The organism is Mycolicibacterium boenickei, from assembly GCF_010731295.1.
Lineage (GTDB): Bacteria > Actinomycetota > Actinomycetes > Mycobacteriales > Mycobacteriaceae > Mycobacterium > Mycobacterium boenickei.
Map to the genome: position 1 here is coordinate 5,813,254 of NZ_AP022579.1, position 15,988 is coordinate 5,829,241.

At 65.6% G+C, this 15,988-nt stretch carries 16 protein-coding genes; 5 read left to right on the plus strand and 11 right to left on the minus strand.

Features of this window, described 5'->3' with window-relative positions; translation table 11 throughout:
- Positions 1–36: 36 nt before the first annotated feature.
- From alkX to G6N57_RS27820, 5 genes are all read right to left on the minus strand, one after another.
- The gene (gene alkX / locus G6N57_RS27800) at positions 37–660 is read right to left on the minus strand and encodes a TetR family transcriptional regulator AlkX (protein WP_036445613.1); all 624 of its coding nucleotides are present in this window, start codon (positions 658–660) and stop codon (positions 37–39) included.
- 53 nt (positions 661–713) lie between these two features.
- The gene (locus G6N57_RS27805; RefSeq protein WP_077743508.1) at positions 714–899 is read right to left on the minus strand and encodes a rubredoxin; all 186 of its coding nucleotides are present in this window, start codon (positions 897–899) and stop codon (positions 714–716) included.
- Positions 896–1,069 carry a rubredoxin gene (locus G6N57_RS27810; RefSeq protein WP_077743507.1) on the minus strand — a complete coding sequence of 58 codons (174 nt, stop codon included), beginning with the start codon at positions 1,067–1,069 and terminating at the stop codon, positions 896–898. Before G6N57_RS27810 ends, G6N57_RS27805 begins: the two co-directional genes overlap by 4 nt.
- Positions 1,066–2,229 (minus strand): alkane 1-monooxygenase, encoded by a 1,164-nt coding sequence (locus tag G6N57_RS27815; RefSeq protein ID WP_407665999.1) that lies wholly within the window; start codon positions 2,227–2,229, stop codon positions 1,066–1,068. The genes G6N57_RS27810 and G6N57_RS27815 overlap by 4 nt, the downstream gene beginning before the upstream one ends.
- Positions 2,230–2,528: 299 nt before the next feature.
- Positions 2,529–3,998 (minus strand): amino acid permease, encoded by a 1,470-nt coding sequence (locus G6N57_RS27820; RefSeq protein WP_077743505.1) that lies wholly within the window; start codon positions 3,996–3,998, stop codon positions 2,529–2,531.
- Between the two features lie 156 nt (positions 3,999–4,154).
- Between G6N57_RS27820 and G6N57_RS27825 the strand changes: the two genes are divergently transcribed.
- Positions 4,155–4,988 carry a class I SAM-dependent methyltransferase gene (locus tag G6N57_RS27825; protein WP_077743504.1) on the plus strand — a complete coding sequence of 278 codons (834 nt, stop codon included), beginning with the start codon at positions 4,155–4,157 and terminating at the stop codon, positions 4,986–4,988.
- A 66-nt stretch (positions 4,989–5,054) separates the two neighbouring features.
- Here G6N57_RS27825 and G6N57_RS27830 read toward each other — a convergent pair whose 3' ends face one another.
- Positions 5,055–6,368 (minus strand): AurF N-oxygenase family protein, encoded by a 1,314-nt coding sequence (locus tag G6N57_RS27830; RefSeq protein WP_077743503.1) that lies wholly within the window; start codon positions 6,366–6,368, stop codon positions 5,055–5,057.
- A gap of 367 nt (positions 6,369–6,735) precedes the next feature.
- On the opposite strand from G6N57_RS27830, the gene G6N57_RS27835 reads away from it, so the two are divergent.
- Positions 6,736–8,115 (plus strand): FAD-dependent oxidoreductase, encoded by a 1,380-nt coding sequence (locus tag G6N57_RS27835; RefSeq protein WP_077743502.1) that lies wholly within the window; start codon positions 6,736–6,738, stop codon positions 8,113–8,115.
- Between the two features lie 10 nt (positions 8,116–8,125).
- Here the strand turns inward: G6N57_RS27835 and manA are convergent, their stop codons facing one another.
- From manA to G6N57_RS27855, 4 genes are all read right to left on the minus strand, one after another.
- Entirely contained in the window at positions 8,126–9,352 is a 1,227-nt protein-coding gene (manA, locus tag G6N57_RS27840) for a mannose-6-phosphate isomerase, class I (RefSeq protein WP_077743501.1), read from the minus strand.
- Between the two features lie 3 nt (positions 9,353–9,355).
- On the minus strand, positions 9,356–10,426 hold the full coding sequence (locus tag G6N57_RS27845) for a TobH protein (protein WP_077743500.1): 1,071 nt from the start codon (positions 10,424–10,426) through the stop codon (positions 9,356–9,358).
- On the minus strand, positions 10,423–11,811 hold the full coding sequence (locus G6N57_RS27850) for a phosphomannomutase/phosphoglucomutase (RefSeq protein WP_077743499.1): 1,389 nt from the start codon (positions 11,809–11,811) through the stop codon (positions 10,423–10,425). Before G6N57_RS27850 ends, G6N57_RS27845 begins: the two co-directional genes overlap by 4 nt.
- 116 nt (positions 11,812–11,927) lie before the next feature.
- Positions 11,928–12,347 (minus strand): DUF3499 domain-containing protein, encoded by a 420-nt coding sequence (locus G6N57_RS27855; protein WP_075921216.1) that lies wholly within the window; start codon positions 12,345–12,347, stop codon positions 11,928–11,930.
- A 131-nt stretch (positions 12,348–12,478) separates the two neighbouring features.
- Here G6N57_RS27855 and G6N57_RS27860 point away from each other — a divergent pair, with 131 nt between their 5' ends.
- Positions 12,479–12,901 (plus strand): metallopeptidase family protein, encoded by a 423-nt coding sequence (locus G6N57_RS27860; RefSeq protein WP_077743498.1) that lies wholly within the window; start codon positions 12,479–12,481, stop codon positions 12,899–12,901.
- 46 nt (positions 12,902–12,947) lie between these two features.
- Here the strand turns inward: G6N57_RS27860 and G6N57_RS27865 are convergent, their stop codons facing one another.
- Positions 12,948–13,337: a WhiB family transcriptional regulator gene (locus G6N57_RS27865; protein ID WP_019348659.1), complete on the minus strand. Its 390-nt coding sequence runs from the start codon at positions 13,335–13,337 to the stop codon at positions 12,948–12,950.
- 294 nt (positions 13,338–13,631) lie between these two features.
- Here G6N57_RS27865 and cofD point away from each other — a divergent pair, with 294 nt between their 5' ends.
- The gene (cofD, locus tag G6N57_RS27870; RefSeq protein ID WP_077743497.1) at positions 13,632–14,615 is read left to right on the plus strand and encodes a 2-phospho-L-lactate transferase; all 984 of its coding nucleotides are present in this window, start codon (positions 13,632–13,634) and stop codon (positions 14,613–14,615) included.
- On the plus strand, positions 14,612–15,967 hold the full coding sequence (locus G6N57_RS27875) for a coenzyme F420-0:L-glutamate ligase (RefSeq protein WP_077743496.1): 1,356 nt from the start codon (positions 14,612–14,614) through the stop codon (positions 15,965–15,967). Before cofD ends, G6N57_RS27875 begins: the two co-directional genes overlap by 4 nt.
- Positions 15,968–15,988: the final 21 nt, after the last annotated feature.

The window sequence follows — 15,988 nt, forward strand, 5'->3', positions numbered from 1 at the left end:
CTCATGCGTTTTGTGACAGCGGCGGCGCTCTGACAGCTAGGGGGTATCTATGACACCGTAGCGCTCGGCGAAGGGCGTCATGAGTCGGGCCAGGTCACCGGCCACATCATGGTCCGCTTCGGGCGGCATCGACACGTAACTCATCGCCAGCCGCACGATCGCCCGGGCCAGCACCCCGGCATCGGCATCACTGGCCTTCATCCAGCTGTTCTGGAAGGTTCCGGTCAGCCGCTGCGAGCAGCGGGAGATGATCGGCCCGCTGCCGGTGGTGATGATCTGCAGCAGGTCGGGCTTGGAGGCGCCGGTGAGCAACGAGATCACCAGTGGATCGGCGGCGGACTCGAGGAAGAACGCCCGGAAGCCCTCCAGAAACGCCGCATGCACCTCGCCGACGTTGTTGTTGATGGCCTCGTCGACCGCATCGACGAGGCGGTCCGCCAGGCGCATGGCATATCCCTCGGCCAAGCCCTGGCGCGAACCGAACTCGTTGTAGATCGTCTGACGGCTGATCCCGGCGACCTGCGCCACGTGCGACAGCGTGATGGCCGACCAGTCGCGGGTCAGCAGCAGTTCGCGCATGCCGTCGAGGATCGAATCCCGCAACAGCACTCGCGACGCTTCCGCGTACGGAATGCGCTGCTTTTCTCGCGGCCGACTCACACGGGCGACAATATCGCTTTCCGGCCCGCTTTCGAGCGCGTCGCACGAAGCCATCAGGGCCGCACGACCTCGACCATGTCGAAATCGGCCTTCGCCGCACCGCAATCCGGGCAGCTCCAGTCCTCGGGGATGTCATCCCATCGGGTGCCTGGAGCGATGCCGTCCTCCGGCCAGCCCTTGGCCTCGTCGTACTCGAATCCGCACTGCACGCAGACGTAGAGCTTGTACGGCTCGGTCATTGCTTTACTCCCATCGGCTCGAAATCGACCTTCTCCCGCACCGCACAGTCCGGGCAGCACCAGTCGTCAGGCACGTCGTCCCAGGACGTTCCGGCCGGAAAGCCTTCGCGTGGAGCACCTTTGGCCTCGTCATAGATGTAGCCACACCCGGGGCACTCGTAGGCGCTCATGCTCCGGCTCCCGTGTCGGAAGCCCCGTACCGGGCCAGGACCTTCTCCCGCAGGCGCGGCTGGATGTTGACCTTGGTGATGTCACCGTCGTAGTGCTCCAGCACCCGGTGGTCCATCACCTTGCGCCACAGCGGCGGCAGATAGGTGAGCCCGATCAGCGAGGCGTACCCGCTGGGCAGATTGGGTGCGCCGTCGATGCTTCGCAGGGTCTGATAACGGCGTGTCGGGTTGGCGTGGTGATCGCTGTGTCGCTGCAGGTGATAGAGGAACAGGTTGGTCACGATGTGGTCGGAGTTCCAGCTGTGCACGGGCGCGCAGCGCTCGTAGCGGCCGCTGGACATCTTCTGCCGCAGCAGGCCGTAGTGCTCCAGGTAGTTGACCGACTCCAGCAGGCTGAAGCCATAGATCGCCTGAATCAGCATGAACGGGACCACGCCGACGCCGAAGATCGCGATCAGCGCACCCCAGAACACCACCGACATCGCCCACGCGTTGAGCACGTCGTTGGACCAGTGCCACGGCGAGCGGTCCTGCCGGCGCAACCGCTGCGCCTCCAGCTCCCAGGACGACCGGAGACTGCCGAACACGCTGCGCGGCAAGAACTCCCAGAAGGTCTCGCCGAAGCGCGCCGACGCGGGATCCTCGGGAGTGGCCACCCGCACGTGGTGCCCGCGGTTGTGCTCGATGTAGAAGTGGCCGTACCAGGTCTGGGCCAGCGTGATCTTGGACAGCCAGCGCTCCAGCGAGTCACGCTTGTGCCCCATCTCGTGTGCGGTGTTGATGCCCACCCCTCCGAGCACACCCACCGACAGCGCGATGCCGATCTTGGCCGGCCAGCTCAGCCCGCCGTCGAACCCGAGCCAACTGAGGTCGGACGCGGTGAACAGATACGCACCCATCACGACACTGGCGTACTGAAACGGGATGTAGAGGTAGGTGCAGTACCGGTAGTACTTGTCGTTCTCCAGCCGCTCCATCACCTCGTCGGGCGGATTCTGGCCGTCGGGCCCGAACCGCAGGTCCAGCAGCGGCAACAGGACGTACAGCAGGATCGGACCGATCCACAGCGGTACCTGCGCCGCGGTGTGCCAGCCGGCCTGATTGAGTGCCCAGACCAACGGCAGCATCGCGAAGATCGCCGTCGGGGCGATGAGCCCCATGAGCCACAGGTGCCGCTTCTTGTCCCGCCATTGCCCGACGTCTGCGACGCCCGGTCCGTTCGAGAGTTCCGCCACCACGAGGAGCCTCCTTTGTGAGAGCCATCACTGCAATGACTTGACTATATGTCGCTCCATGTCGCGTGTCTAGACATTTGATGATGTTTTGTAAAGCAGGACGAGTGCAGCAGATCACAACCCATGGCGTGCAGCATCGAAGCAGCGCCGAAACTGACATCAGGGACAAAACCGGCGCTGGTTTTGTCCCTGATGTCAGTTTCGATGCCGCGGGCGGCGTGGACTCACACGGTGGCGACGTCCCGGTTGGCCAGGACCGAATGCCTGCGGCCGTACGCCAGGTACACCACCACGCCGATCACCATCCAGAGCAGGAACCGGATCCAGGTCAGTCCGGTCAGGTTGAGCATCAGCCACAGGCACGCCAGGATCGCGGCGATCGGCAACACCGGCACCCACGGCACGCGGAATCCGCGCGGCAGGTCCGGGCGGGTCCGTCGCAGCACGATGACGCCGGCCGAGACCAACACGAAGGCGAACAACGTGCCGATGTTCACCATCTCCTCCAGCCGCCCCATGGGGAACACCGAGGCGGCGATCGCCACCAGCACACCGACGATCACGGTGATCCGGACCGGTGTCCCGTGGCTGCCGGTCACGGCCAGCTTGCGCGGCAACAGGCCGTCGCGCGACATCGCGAACAGCACCCGGGTCTGCCCCAGCATCAGCACGATCACCACGGTGGTGAGACCCGCGAGTGCTCCGATCGAGATGACCTTCGCCGCCCAGTGCAGACCGTTGGCTTCGAATGCCGTGGCCAGGTTGGCGTGACCCTCCGGCGCATCCCGCAGCACGGTGTAGGACACCATGCCCGAGAGCACGACCGACACCGCGACATACAGGACGGTGACGATGCCCAGCGAGGCCAGGATGCCGCGGGGCACGTCGCGCTGAGGATCGCGGGTCTCCTCGGCGGTGGTCGCGACGACGTCGAACCCGATGAACGCGAAGAACACGATCGACGCACCGGCCAGCACGCCGTACCACCCGTAGTGGCTGCCCGCCGCCCCGGTCAACAACGAGAACAGCGACTGATCTGCTCCGCTGGCACTCTCGCCGGCCTGGTTGGGCGGGATGAACGGCGTGTAGTTGGCGGCCTTGATGTAGAACGCGCCGACGACCACCACCAACAGCACCACCGACACCTTGATGATCGTGATCGCCAGGCTGAAGTGCGCGGACAGCTTGGTACCGATCACCAGCAGGATCGTCACGAACGCGATGATCAGCAGCGCACCCCAGTCGACCGACAAACCCGCGAAATCCGCGATGCCGCCGCCGAACCCGAACACCGTTCCCAGGTAGCTCGACCACCCCTTGGCCACCACCGCGGACGCGACGGCGAACTCCAGGATCAGATCCCACCCGATGATCCACGCCGCGAACTCACCGAAGGTGGCATAAGAGAAGGTGTACGCGCTGCCTGCGACGGGCACGGTCGAGGCGAACTCGGCGTAACACAACGCGGCCAGACCGCAGGCTACGGCGGCGATCAAGAAGGCGATCGAGATCGCAGGCCCGGTCAGGTTGCCCGCCGTCGATGCGGTGATCGTGAAGATGCCGGCACCGATCACGACCGACACCCCGAAAACCGTCAGGTCCCACCAGGTGAGGTTCCTGCGGAGCCGAGTCGACGGCTCATCGGTGTCGGCAATCGACTGCTCGACAGACTTGGTTCGCCGAAGCGCAGACATATGTGGTGACGCCTCTCGTCATGGCCTTGGGTCAGGCCATGTTCCCACCACGGTGGCGGTGAAACAGGTAGGACTCTCAAACTGCCGCTCAACTGTGCCATCGGGCCGGAATGGGGCCTACGTCACACTTGGCCTTGATCGTGATACGGTTCGCGCGTGGCTGAGCTCCCCTACTTTGACCTGCTGATTGATGAACGGCAGGACGGCGGTGAAAGCGGCCAGCTGTGGAAGAACCAGGTGCACTGGGGGTACTGGGAGAACCCTGGGACCGCCGACGGGAGTCCGGCCGACTATATCGCCGCCATGGAGCAGATGAATGTCGTGCTGTTCGAGGCCGCGAAGGTTTCTGACGGGCAGACGTTGCTGGACGCCGGCTGCGGATTCGGCGGAACCATCCAGCAAATCAACGCGACACATTCCGGCATGGACCTGACCGGCCTCAATATCGACCCGCGTCAGCTCGAGGCGGCAGAAGCCCAGACCGAGCCCGCCAATGACAACAAGATTGGCTGGGTAGAAGCCGACGCTTGCGCCCTACCGTTCGAGGACAACTCGTTCGACCGCGTGCTCGCAGTCGAGTGCATCTTTCATTTCCCGTCCCGCGAGAAGTTCCTCGCCGAAGCGGCGCGGGTGCTCAAGCCGGGCGGCTACCTCGCGGTATCCGACTTTGTGCCAACCTTGGCGTTCTTCGGCAAGACACCGTTCTGGATGGTGATTCGGACGCAGATCGCGAAGTCCTACGGAACGCTCGGCAGTGTTCCGCTGCGGGGCTACCAGTCCATGGGCAAGCGTGCGGGGCTCCGGCTCGAAGCGAACCGCAACATTCGGAAGAACACATTGCCGACCTACCCGTTCATACTGAATTTCTGCCGCGAGCAGGGTTCTGCGGATGCCCAGAAGGTCCTGATGGTGGGAACCCGATGGATGAAATGGCTGTCCAAGCTCGGCTTTATTCAGTACCGGGTGTACACATTCCACAAGCCGGCCTGACCGCAACCCACTAGGCCCCATATGCCCTGCCCCACAGCGCTTGTCGCCACTTCGTCGTGAGTGCGGTCAGAGAGTGGGCATGAATTCGGCGAGCGCCAGTATCATGAGCACCACCAGAGCGAGCCCAATCAGGCCACCGATGGGAATCATGACAACGCACACCGCTACCCACACGAAAAGCCTGGGCCATTCGAATGGCTGGTTGCCGACCACGCCGCCACGGCGTTCGCGCAATACGTGGTAGACCGCCCACACAACCGCACCGGCAGCGGCAGCGGCGATGATCCGCAGACCGACCGGAGTCACCGCCAAGGCCACGCCCGCCATGATCACTACGGCCATGAGTCGCACCCAAACTGTCGTCCGAATCTCGACGAGTTGTGGCACCGTCAAAGTTTCGAACAGCCGATTGGGCTCTCCGCGGTAGCGCGGGAGCCGCCCATCGATGCCGAGTACCCGCCAGATCCAACGGGACCACACCGTCCGAAGCCCGAGACGATCCGCAACCCGCCGAGCGTCCGCTGCTGACTCGGCCATCATCTGGCTCGAATATGCACTTCGCCAGTAGGCGGACTTGAAGGTTCGGCGTGGCACCCCGAATTCGCGGGCGAAAGTCCTCGGCGGAGTGAATATTTCACCCATCAGCCAGCGCAGAAAAAGCGGGAACATTACCGCATATACAGCCCGCTTCCAACGGCCTGAGTATTGCACGCGCTCAGCCAAATGATCATCCGCAAAAGTAATGTGCCGAGCTTCTTCTGCCAAATGAATATATAGAATACGATTCAGCAATGGTGGCACGCACTGTTTGCCGCGCAGCAGCAGTGTCTGCTGGAAGTGAACTGGCTGTTCACCGCCAAGCACACCGATGAAAAGCAGGACACTGAGGTATCCACTGAGGAAGCCCACAAGAGGGCCCAGAATCCTCGACATCCGCCGCATTCCAGGCACGTCTTGATTGTTTCGGTTGATGAATTCCTGAAACATCTGAATGTGGTTACATTCATCGGTCACTTCATGCATAAGATACCGGAACACAGAATCAGAATTAGCTAGCTTTCCGGCATAATGCACTACGCCGCGAATCAGAATCATCTCGAACTGGATTCCGACCTTGAACGTGTTGGCGGTGATCCACCGCCCCATATCGACGCGCTTCTGAAATGGTTGCTCGGCATACCAGTCTGTCGCGGCCAGTGGACTGGTGTCAGCGCGCAACTGCCAGCGGGGGTCATTCACATCGAGGGCGTTTTCCGGCGCCTCCCAGTCGATGTCGATGAACGGGTCGAACCGTAGTCGAGTCGTCGCGAAGGAAAGGGCCTCCACCGTGGAGAGGTGGAGGTCCTCTGATGTGTCATCCGCGTCGCCGACCGTTGTCATTGCCCCATCCGTCGATATGTGAGGTATCCAGCAGAGAGTATCAACCTGAGAGCCATATCACTGTCACAGCCACGGCATTGTGCCACGAGTTGTTACGGGCTGGTTGGCACGATCCCACCATGCGGTGCATCGGCGTCCAGACCGGCCTGTCCGCGACGGAACGAGACTGGTCCGCCGGGGTATCAGCAGGGGCGGCTTCCACCGCTCCGCGGCGCCGCTGGGCACGTGTGCGGATCTTCGGATCGGGAACCGAGTCCGGGCTGCCCGCCGGTCAACCAGGTTCGGCAGGCGGCCTGTCGAGGTCTTAATTGACGATGCCTCTCATTCCGCCCGCTTCACGCTCGGTTCGCAGTACCGTAACCGTCTGATGAGCACGATTCACCAAACCTCACCAAACCATGCAGTTGTCGTCGGAGGGAGCATCGCGGGACTATGCGCGGCCCGGGTGCTCGCCGACCATTTCGACCGCGTCACCCTCTATGAACGTGATGAGCTGCCGGACCAACCTGTCAATCGCAGCGCGATCCCGCAGGGCCAACATGTCCATCTGCTGATGGCCCGCGGAGCCCAAGAACTGGAGGGGCTGTTTCCCGGGTTGCTCCACGACATGGCAGCCTCGGGCGTCCCGGTAATACGCAACCGCCATGACTCGATCCACTTCGACGCGGCCGGTCACATCCTCGCGACCGGACTGGACGACAAGTACACCGCGTATGTGCCGAGCCGCGGCCACCTCGAATGGCAGATCCGCAAGCGGGTCGGTGCGACGCCCGGCATCGACATCGCGCAACGAGTCGTGGCACATGCGCAGTACGACCCGGTGACCGAGCGGGTGACCGGCGTCGTCCTCGACGACGGCGACGTCGTGCCGGCCGATCTGGTGGTCGACGCATCCGGGCGCGCCAGCCGGCTTCCGGCGTGGTTGCAGCAGTGGGGATTCGAGCGTCCACGGGAAGATTCGGTACAGGTGGGCGTCACCTACGCCTCACACCGCGTGAAGATCCCCGGCGGGATGATGCCGCAGAAGATGGTCATTGTCGGCGCCACCCGAGCACGCCCGTTCGGGATGGGCATGCTCCTCCATGAGGACGACATCTGGATGGTCACCGCATTCGGGGTGGCCAAGGCCGAGCCGCCGCGTGACTTCGCGGGTATCTGCGCATTGGCCGACGAGGTGCTCCCGCCCGAGATCAGTGCGGCGCTGCGAGCCGGAACACCGGTCGGCGAAATGAACTTTCACCGGTACCCGACGAGCAAGTGGCGGCGCTACGAGCGGATCCGCCGATTCCCCACGGGCATCGTGCCGTTCGGTGACGCCATCGCCAGCTTCAACCCCACGTTCGGACAGGGCGTGACGATGGCGGCGCTGCAGGCCGTCAATCTGCGCCGAGCGCTGGCCGACGGAAAGGACAATCTGGCCTGGCGGCTAGCGTTCCGCAACGCCAAGACCATCTGGCCGGTGTGGATGATGAACGGCGCGGCGGACCACACCGAGCATGGTGCGCAGGGCGACCGCCCTTGGTGGTATCGACCGGCGTACGAACTGTTCAGTCAGTTCGTCGCCGCGGCCGAGACCGATCCCTTTGTGGCCGAATGGTTTCTGAGCAGGACGAGCCTGATCGACAGCCTTTACCTGGTGCCACCGCCCCGCCTCATCGGCCGCGCGATACGCACCAACGTCAAGCTATGGCTCGCCGGGCGCAAGCGGCGCGAAGCTGAGGCCGACGTGCTCAGCACCGCTGTGTGAGCGGTACTCGTCAGATGCCGATGGTCACCCGGAACAGTTTCGTGGGCTCGGCAGCGGTCAACCGGATGGGGCCGTCCTGGGCCGCCACCCACGCTGCCGCGCCCCGCTCCAGCGTCAGCTTGTCGTCGTCGGCGTAGATCACCGCGGCGCCTTCCGTACACAACAGCAGCTGCGGCCCGTCGTGGTGGGAGTGCACGTCGATCTCGCCGCCGAGATGGTCACCCTCGACCGACAACACCGACACCGCGAACTCCTGTGCCGGCGTCTGGTAGATGGTCTCCGGCCCATCCGTGACGGTTTCCGGACGCAGCCGCTCGTCCGGGGTGGGCGTGAAGTCCAGCACCCGCAGAAGTTCGGGGACGTCCACGTGCTTCGGGGTCAACCCACCGCGCAGCACGTTGTCGGAGTTGGCCATCACCTCGACGCCGACACCGTGCAGATAAGCGTGGAGGTTTCCGGCAGGAAGGTATACGCCCTCCCCCGGCTGCAGGCTGATGCGGTTGAGCAGCAGGGAGGCCAGCACCCCGGCATCACCCGGGTATCGCTCACCGAGCTCCAGCACCGTCTTGGCCTCGGCAGCGAATTTCTTTGCCCCGGAACGGATGTAGTGGATCGCTCCGTCGAGAACGGCCGGCACCAGCACATCGAGGTCCGGCTGCGGCGCGGTGATCCAGGTGGTGAAAAGCGCCCGCAACCCGTCGGCGTCGGATTGATCGGAGAGCAGGTTGATGAACGGGTCCAGATCCGAAACAGCCAGTGCGCGCATCAACTCGACCGTGCGGTCGACCGGACGGAAGCCGGCCAGCGCATCGAATTGCCCCAGGGCGACCAGCAATTCGGGCTTGTGGCTGCGGTCGCGGTAATTGCGGACCGGCGAGGACACCGGGATGTTGAGCCGGTCCTCGCGGTCGTAACCTTCGCGGGCCTGAGCGGCACTGGGGTGCGCCTGCAACGACAACGGTTCATCGGCGGCCAGCACCTTGACCAGAAAAGGGAGCGCGTCGCCGAACCGGCCGATCGCCACGCTGCCCAATTGCCCCTCTGGGTCGTCATGAACCGCCTGCAGCAGCGACTCCTCACCGTGTTCGGTCTGCAGCCAGGCCGGATCCTGCGGATGCGCGCCGAGCCACAGCTCGGCCTCCGGATGGATTGTCGGGCTGGGCCTTCCGGTGAAATCAGCGATTGCCGTGCGCGAACCCCAGGCATAGGTCCGCACCGCTCCCCGTAGCAGATGCACTTCTTATCCTCGAACCAGTTTCAAATACACGGCCGTCATCTCCACACGGACGGCCAGGATCGCCAGTTGTTGTTCCGGGCGCCCGGCCGGCAGGGTTGTCCCCGCCGCTTCCGGCACGTCCTCGGCACCGATCACCGCGATGTCGTCGAAGCCGTTCACCCTGGCCCCCACCGCTTGTCGTTCGGTGTCGGTGATCAACACGAACGTGCGCATCCGGCGCGGCAGCGGTCCGTCGATCTCCTCGTCATGGAACAGCGACTGGGCCGCGGGCAACCCCACCGCCCCGCTGCCCGTCGCGGCGAGCACATCGCCCAACCCGGCGGCGGCCACGACTTCTCCGGCCAGACGCAGCATCGCCGCCGCGCCGTGCCGCGCGAGTGCCAGCGTGGCCGGGTTGTCACCGGCCAGCACCACGGCGCTGTCCGACATCCGCTCGGCCAGTGTCTTGGCCGGGTTGGTGAACAATTCTCGTCCGGCGCTGTTGCGCAACGCCTCGGCGTCGAGTTCGTCGGCAAGAGCAGCCAGATCCACGCGCATACCCGGATCCACCACATGCAGCGCCGCCAGACCCGCGGCCAGGTACCGGGTCAGCCCGAAATCGTCGGGCACCCACAGGCGCGGCGCCAGCACCACGGCCCGTCCGGCCGCGATGTCACGCAGCGGGCCCTCGTGGGGTGCCACGATCAGCACCCGGGCGCCGCGGCGCACACCGGTGGCCGCCGCGTTCACCAGCGCCGGATCCCCCGGGTCGTCTCCCGCCACGATCAGCACGTCCAGCGCGCCCAGCCACGGCGGGGTTTCGGCGGCCACCACGATGGGGGCCGAGATGGACGCGCCGAGCGCAGCTGCCAGCATGGCGCCCGCGCTCTCCGCGGTGCCGCGGCCGGCAACCCAAATCACCGTGCGCGGTGGATGATCCGCTCGCAGTGGGTCGAGCAGGCCTTCCGCCAGCGCCGCGGCGGTCGCCCGGACCTGGGCACCGGCCATGGCCGCGGCCCGCAGCAGACCGTTGCGGTCGGCGGCGAGAAGTCCGTCGCCGTCGTCCAGGTCGACCGTGGCGTCCACGGCGTTCACGGCACCGGCTCGCTCACCCCACGGATCTGCGCCGAAACTCTGTCGACGAGTGCGGCGACGTCCTCGGCGGTACGGGCTTCCACGTTCAGCCGCAGCAGCGGTTCCGTATTCGACGTCCGTAGGTTGAACCAACTGCCGTCACCGAGATCGACTGTCACTCCGTCGAGGTGATCGATGGACTGGATCGAGCTGGCGAAGGATTTGAGCACGGCGTCAACGCACGCCGGGGCATCGGTGACGGTGAAGTTGATCTCGCCGGACGCCTCGTACCGCTGATAGTCCGCCATGAACTCCGACAGCGGGCGATCCTGCTCGCCCAGGGCCGCCAGCACGTGCAGGGCCGCGAGCATGCCGGAGTCGGCGCCCCAGAAGTCACGGAAGTAGTAGTGCGCCGAGTGTTCCCCGCCGAAGATGGCGTTGGTTTCGGCCATCAGGCCCTTGATGTACGAGTGCCCGACCCGGGACCGCACGGGTGTGCCGCCGCGCTCGATGACCAGTTCGGGAACGGCGCGCGAGGTGATGAGGTTGTGGATCACCGTGGCGCCGATCTCGCGCTTGAGCTCGCGGGCCGCCACCAGAGCGGTCACCGCCGACGGCGACACGGGGCATCCGAGTTCGTCGACAACGAAGCAACGATCAGCATCCCCGTCGAACGCAAGACCGATGTCGGCCCCCGTCGCCAGCACGTGCGCCTGGAGGTCGACGAGGTTGGCCGGATTCAGCGGGTTGGCCTCGTGATTGGGGAAACTGCCGTCGAGTTCGAAGAACAGCGGCAGCACAGTGACGCCCGGGATCGGCCCGAGGACCGCGGGCGTGGTGTGACCGGCCATGCCGTTGCCCGCGTCGACCGCGATGCGCAGCGGCCGAAGCGCGCTGAGGTCGACCAGCGACCGGAGGAAGCTGCCGTAGTCGGACAGCACGTCGCGATCGGAGATGACGCCAGCCGGGCCGTCGTGACTCGGCACCCCCGCGATCACCTCGTCGGAGATGGTCGACAGGCCGGTGTCCTTGCCGACCGGTTTGGCCCCGGCGCGGCACAGTTTGATCCCGTTGTAGGCGGCCGGGTTGTGGCTCGCGGTGAACATCGCCCCCGGACAGTCCAGCAGGCCCGACGCGAAGTACAGCTGATCGGTGGAGGCGAGACCGATCCGGACCACATCAAGGCCCTGAGCGGTGACACCCTCGGCGAACGCGGCGGCCAGCGCCGGCGAACTGGCCCGCATGTCGTAGCCGATCACGACCTGTGTGGCGCCCTCGGCGCGGACCAGGCGAGCGAATGCACCGGCGACCTCGGACACGAACGCCTCGTCGATCTGGCTGCCGACCAATCCCCGGACGTCATAGGCCTTGATGACATCGTGAACAGCCGCCGCTGGCCTAGACATATTGCTCCTTGTGAAACGGAATCGTTGGCGCCAGCCTAACCGTCGGGCGGCGTCGACACGTTCACTACTCGCGGGCCGGGCGTCGTCGAGTCAGAGCCGATCAGTGCCAGTCCGTGCTAGTTGTCGGGGTCCGGCAACACCCGCAGGTGGCCGCGACGACGCCCGTTGGTCTCGGCCGGACGCGCCGGCGGCGCCGTCACGGCACTGGTGGCCAGACCGGTGGAGGGATCGGAGAATCCGGCAACCACCCCACCACGGGAAACAGCGCCTGGCTGGCCTTCGCGGACGGCATCGGCCAACGCCACCAGATCGTCTTCATCGGGGTGGGTGGGCAGCGGCCCGGCGTGGCGGACGAGCTCCCAGCCACGCGGCGCGGTGATACGGCCGGCGTGGCCGACACACAAATCCCAGGAGTGGGGCTCGGACACCGTGGCGAGTGGTCCGACTACCGCCGTGGAGTCGGAGTAGACAAAAGTCAGCGTCGCCACGGCATAGTGCGGGCACCCGGGCCGGCAGCAGCGACGGGGAACATTCACGCTCCAGAGATTACTTTGGACGATCGCTGTGTGCCGCCGGACACGCGCAGCCGTCGGGACCCCGATCCCGAACCGTTACGATCATCGCCGTGGCCCAGCGCAACCCATGGCGATCGCGTCGCGGCCGCGATATGCGCGGACCGCTGCTTCCGCGCTCGGTTCCCGGCTGGCGCAGCCGGGCCGAGCGGTTCGACATGGCAGTGCTGGAGGCGTACGAGCCGATCGAACGGCGATGGGCGACGCGGATACGAGAACTCGACGTCGCAGTCGATGAGATTCCGCGGATGTCCCCGAAAGATCCGGACAGTGTGCAATGGCCACCCGAGGTCATCGCCGATGGGCCGATCGCGCTGGCGCGGCTGATACCTGCTGGGGTCGACGTCAGAGGAAATGCGACCCGGGCTCGAATTGTCTTGTTCCGCAAGCCCATCGAGCGCCGGGTCAAAGGATCCGATGAGCTTGCTGATCTGCTGCATGAAATCCTGGTGGCACAGGTGGCCACCTATCTGGGAGTTGAACCGTCAGTCATCGACCCAACGATCGACGACGACTGACGTCGAGCGCCGCACCCTGCGATGAAGCGCTCAGTCGAGACGAGCGTCAGATGATGCCGCGTTTGAGCCGGCGACGCTCGCGCTCGGACAGTCCTCCCCAAATACCGAAGCGCTCATCGTGCGCGAGCGCGTATTCCAGGCACGCGTCCTTGACTTCGCAGCCCTGGCAGATGCGCTTGGCCTCGCGGGTAGACCCGCCCTTCTCCGGGAAGAACGCCTCCGGGTCGGTCTGTGCGCACAGCGCACGTTCCTGCCATTGGTCGTCTTCGGTTTCCGGATCAACATCAATGTGTTCAGGTACCAAACTCAGCTGAGGACGTCCCGGAATCCCCAGCGGTGTCGGCCCGGCGTTGATGTGCGGTGCGTTGTCTACCGAGCCGAGTAGCCGGTTGTCGAACCGGACCACACGATCGAAATCGCCGCTCTCATAAGACATTATCCCCCGCCTCCTCACTCGGTCTCGTAGATCCTAAGTGGAGCCCCACTATTGCGATGTGCGGTCACCCCATTCGAACAGTTGATCGAATCTCGGTCCGCGACACCGGAATCGGTCACCAACCGGGAAATGACACATCTGTGATTACACACGTGTTAGCTGCCGGGGTCAAGCGCCAGGACGCGAATTCATACCATCTCGTAATGTCAAATCGGCGCGTCGCGACATCGGCGTGTCCTGGCCGTGACGACGTCGTTTCCATCCGCACGCCCTCAGCGCTTAGGGTCGGACGTTGTGAAGATCACCGTTCTGGTCGGCGGCGTCGGAGGCGCCCGGTTTTTGCTGGGAGTACAGCACCTGTTGGGCCTCGGTCAGTTCGCCGGGGACGACAGCAAGCATGAACTCACCGCGATCGTGAACGTTGGCGACGACGCCTGGATGCACGGTGTCCGGATCTGCCCGGACCTCGATACGTGCATGTACACGCTGGGTGGCGGTATCGACCCCGAGCGTGGCTGGGGCCACCGGAACGAAACCTGGCACGCCAAGGAAGAACTTGCCGCCTATGGCGTGCAGCCCGACTGGTTCGGCCTGGGCGACCGCGACCTGGCGACCCACCTCGTCCGTACCCAGATGCTGCGCGCCGGCTACCCGCTGTCGCAGGTCACCGAGGCGCTGTGCAAGCGCTGGTCACCGGGAGCGCGGCTGTTGCCGGTCACCGATGACCGCAGTGAGACCCATGTGGTGATCACCGACCCCGAGGACGGGGCGCGGCGGGCGATCCACTTCCAGGAGTGGTGGGTGCGCTACCGCGCCCAGGTGCCCTCACACAGCTTTGCGTTCGTCGGTGCAGAACAAGCAACCGCCGCGCCGGGGGTGACCGAGGCCATCGCTGAGGCGGACGTGGTGTTGCTGGCGCCGTCGAATCCCGTCGTCAGCATCGGGCCGATCCTGCAGATCCCCGGAGTCCGTGGCGCACTTCGTTCGACGACGGCCCCGGTGGTCGGCTACTCCCCCATCATCAACGGAAAACCGTTGCGCGGCATGGCAGATGAGTGCCTGTCCATCATCGGCGTGGAGTCCACCTCGCAGGCAGTCGGTGAACACTTCGGCGCGCGGTCGGGTACCGGAATCCTGGACGGCTGGCTGGTCCACGAGGGCGACCACGCCGAGATCGACGGCGTGCAGGTGCGCGCGGTACCGCTGCTGATGACCGACCCCGCCACCACCGCCGAGATGGTGCGGGTGGGACTGGATGTGGCAGGCGTTCCGCTGTGACTACTGAGGTGAACACCGAGCACGGGTCCGCCGACCGGGTCGAGATCCTGCCGGTGGCAGGCCTTCCCGAGTTCCGGCCCGGGGATGATCTGGCGGGCGCCCTCGCCGAGGCGGCGCCGTGGCTGCGTGACGGCGACGTGCTGGTGATCACCAGCAAGATCGTGTCCAAGTGTGAAGGCCGCATCGTCACCGCTCCTTCCGACCCGGAAGAGCGGGACACCATGCGGCGCAAACTCATCGACGCCGAGGCGGTCCGCGTGCTGGCACGCAAGGGCCGCACGTTGATCACCGAGAACGCCATCGGGCTGGTCCAGGCCGCCGCAGGCGTCGACGGCTCCAACGTCGACTCGAACGAATTGGCGCTGCTACCCGTGGATCCCGACGGCAGCGCACGAGCGCTGCGCGAAAGCCTGCGTGAGCGACTCGGCGTCACCGTCGCCGTCGTGATCACCGACACCATGGGCCGCGCCTGGCGCAACGGCCAAGCCGATTTCGCCATCGGAGCGTCCGGACTCACCGTGCTGCACGGTTACGCGGGCGCACGCGACCGGCACGGCAACGAACTGCTGGTCACCGAGGTGGCCGTGGCCGACGAGATCGCTGCCGCAGCCGATCTGGTGAAGGGCAAGCTCACCGCGATCCCCGTCGCGGTGGTGCGCGGCCTGGAGCTGACCGACGACGGTTCGAACGCGGCGACGCTGCTCCGACCCGGCGAGGAGGACCTGTTCTGGCTCGGCACGGCCGAGGCGATCCAGTTGGGGCGCAACCAAGCTCAGCTGCTGCGCCGCTCAGTGCGGGAGTTCTCCGATGAACCGGTCGACCACGCACTCATCGAAGCCGCCGTCGGCGAGGCTCTCACCGCGCCCGCGCCGCACCACACCCGGCCGGTGCGCTTCGTCTGGGTGCAGGACGCTGCCACCCGCACCCGGCTGCTGGACCGGATGAAGGACAGGTGGCGGGCCGATCTCGCCGGGGACGGCAGGGACCCGGAGTCCGTCGAACGGCGCGTGTACCGCGGCCAGATCCTGTACGACGCTCCAGAACTGGTGATTCCGTTCCTGGTGCCCGACGGCGCCCACAGCTATCCCGATGCGGCCCGCACCGAGGCCGAGCACACCATGTTCACCGTCGCGGTGGGTGCGGCGGTGCAGGCTCTGCTGGTCGCGCTCGCGGTGCGTGAGGTGGGTAGCTGCTGGATCGGCTCGACGATCTTCGCGGGCGATCTGGTGCGGTCCGAGCTCGATCTCCCCGACGACTGGGAGCCGTTGGGCGCCATCGCGATCGGCCATCCCGCCGATCCGCAACCTCCTCGCGACCCGGTGCCCACCGACGGCCTGCTGGTCGTGAAGTGAGCGCCGAGAGCCTGCACGCCT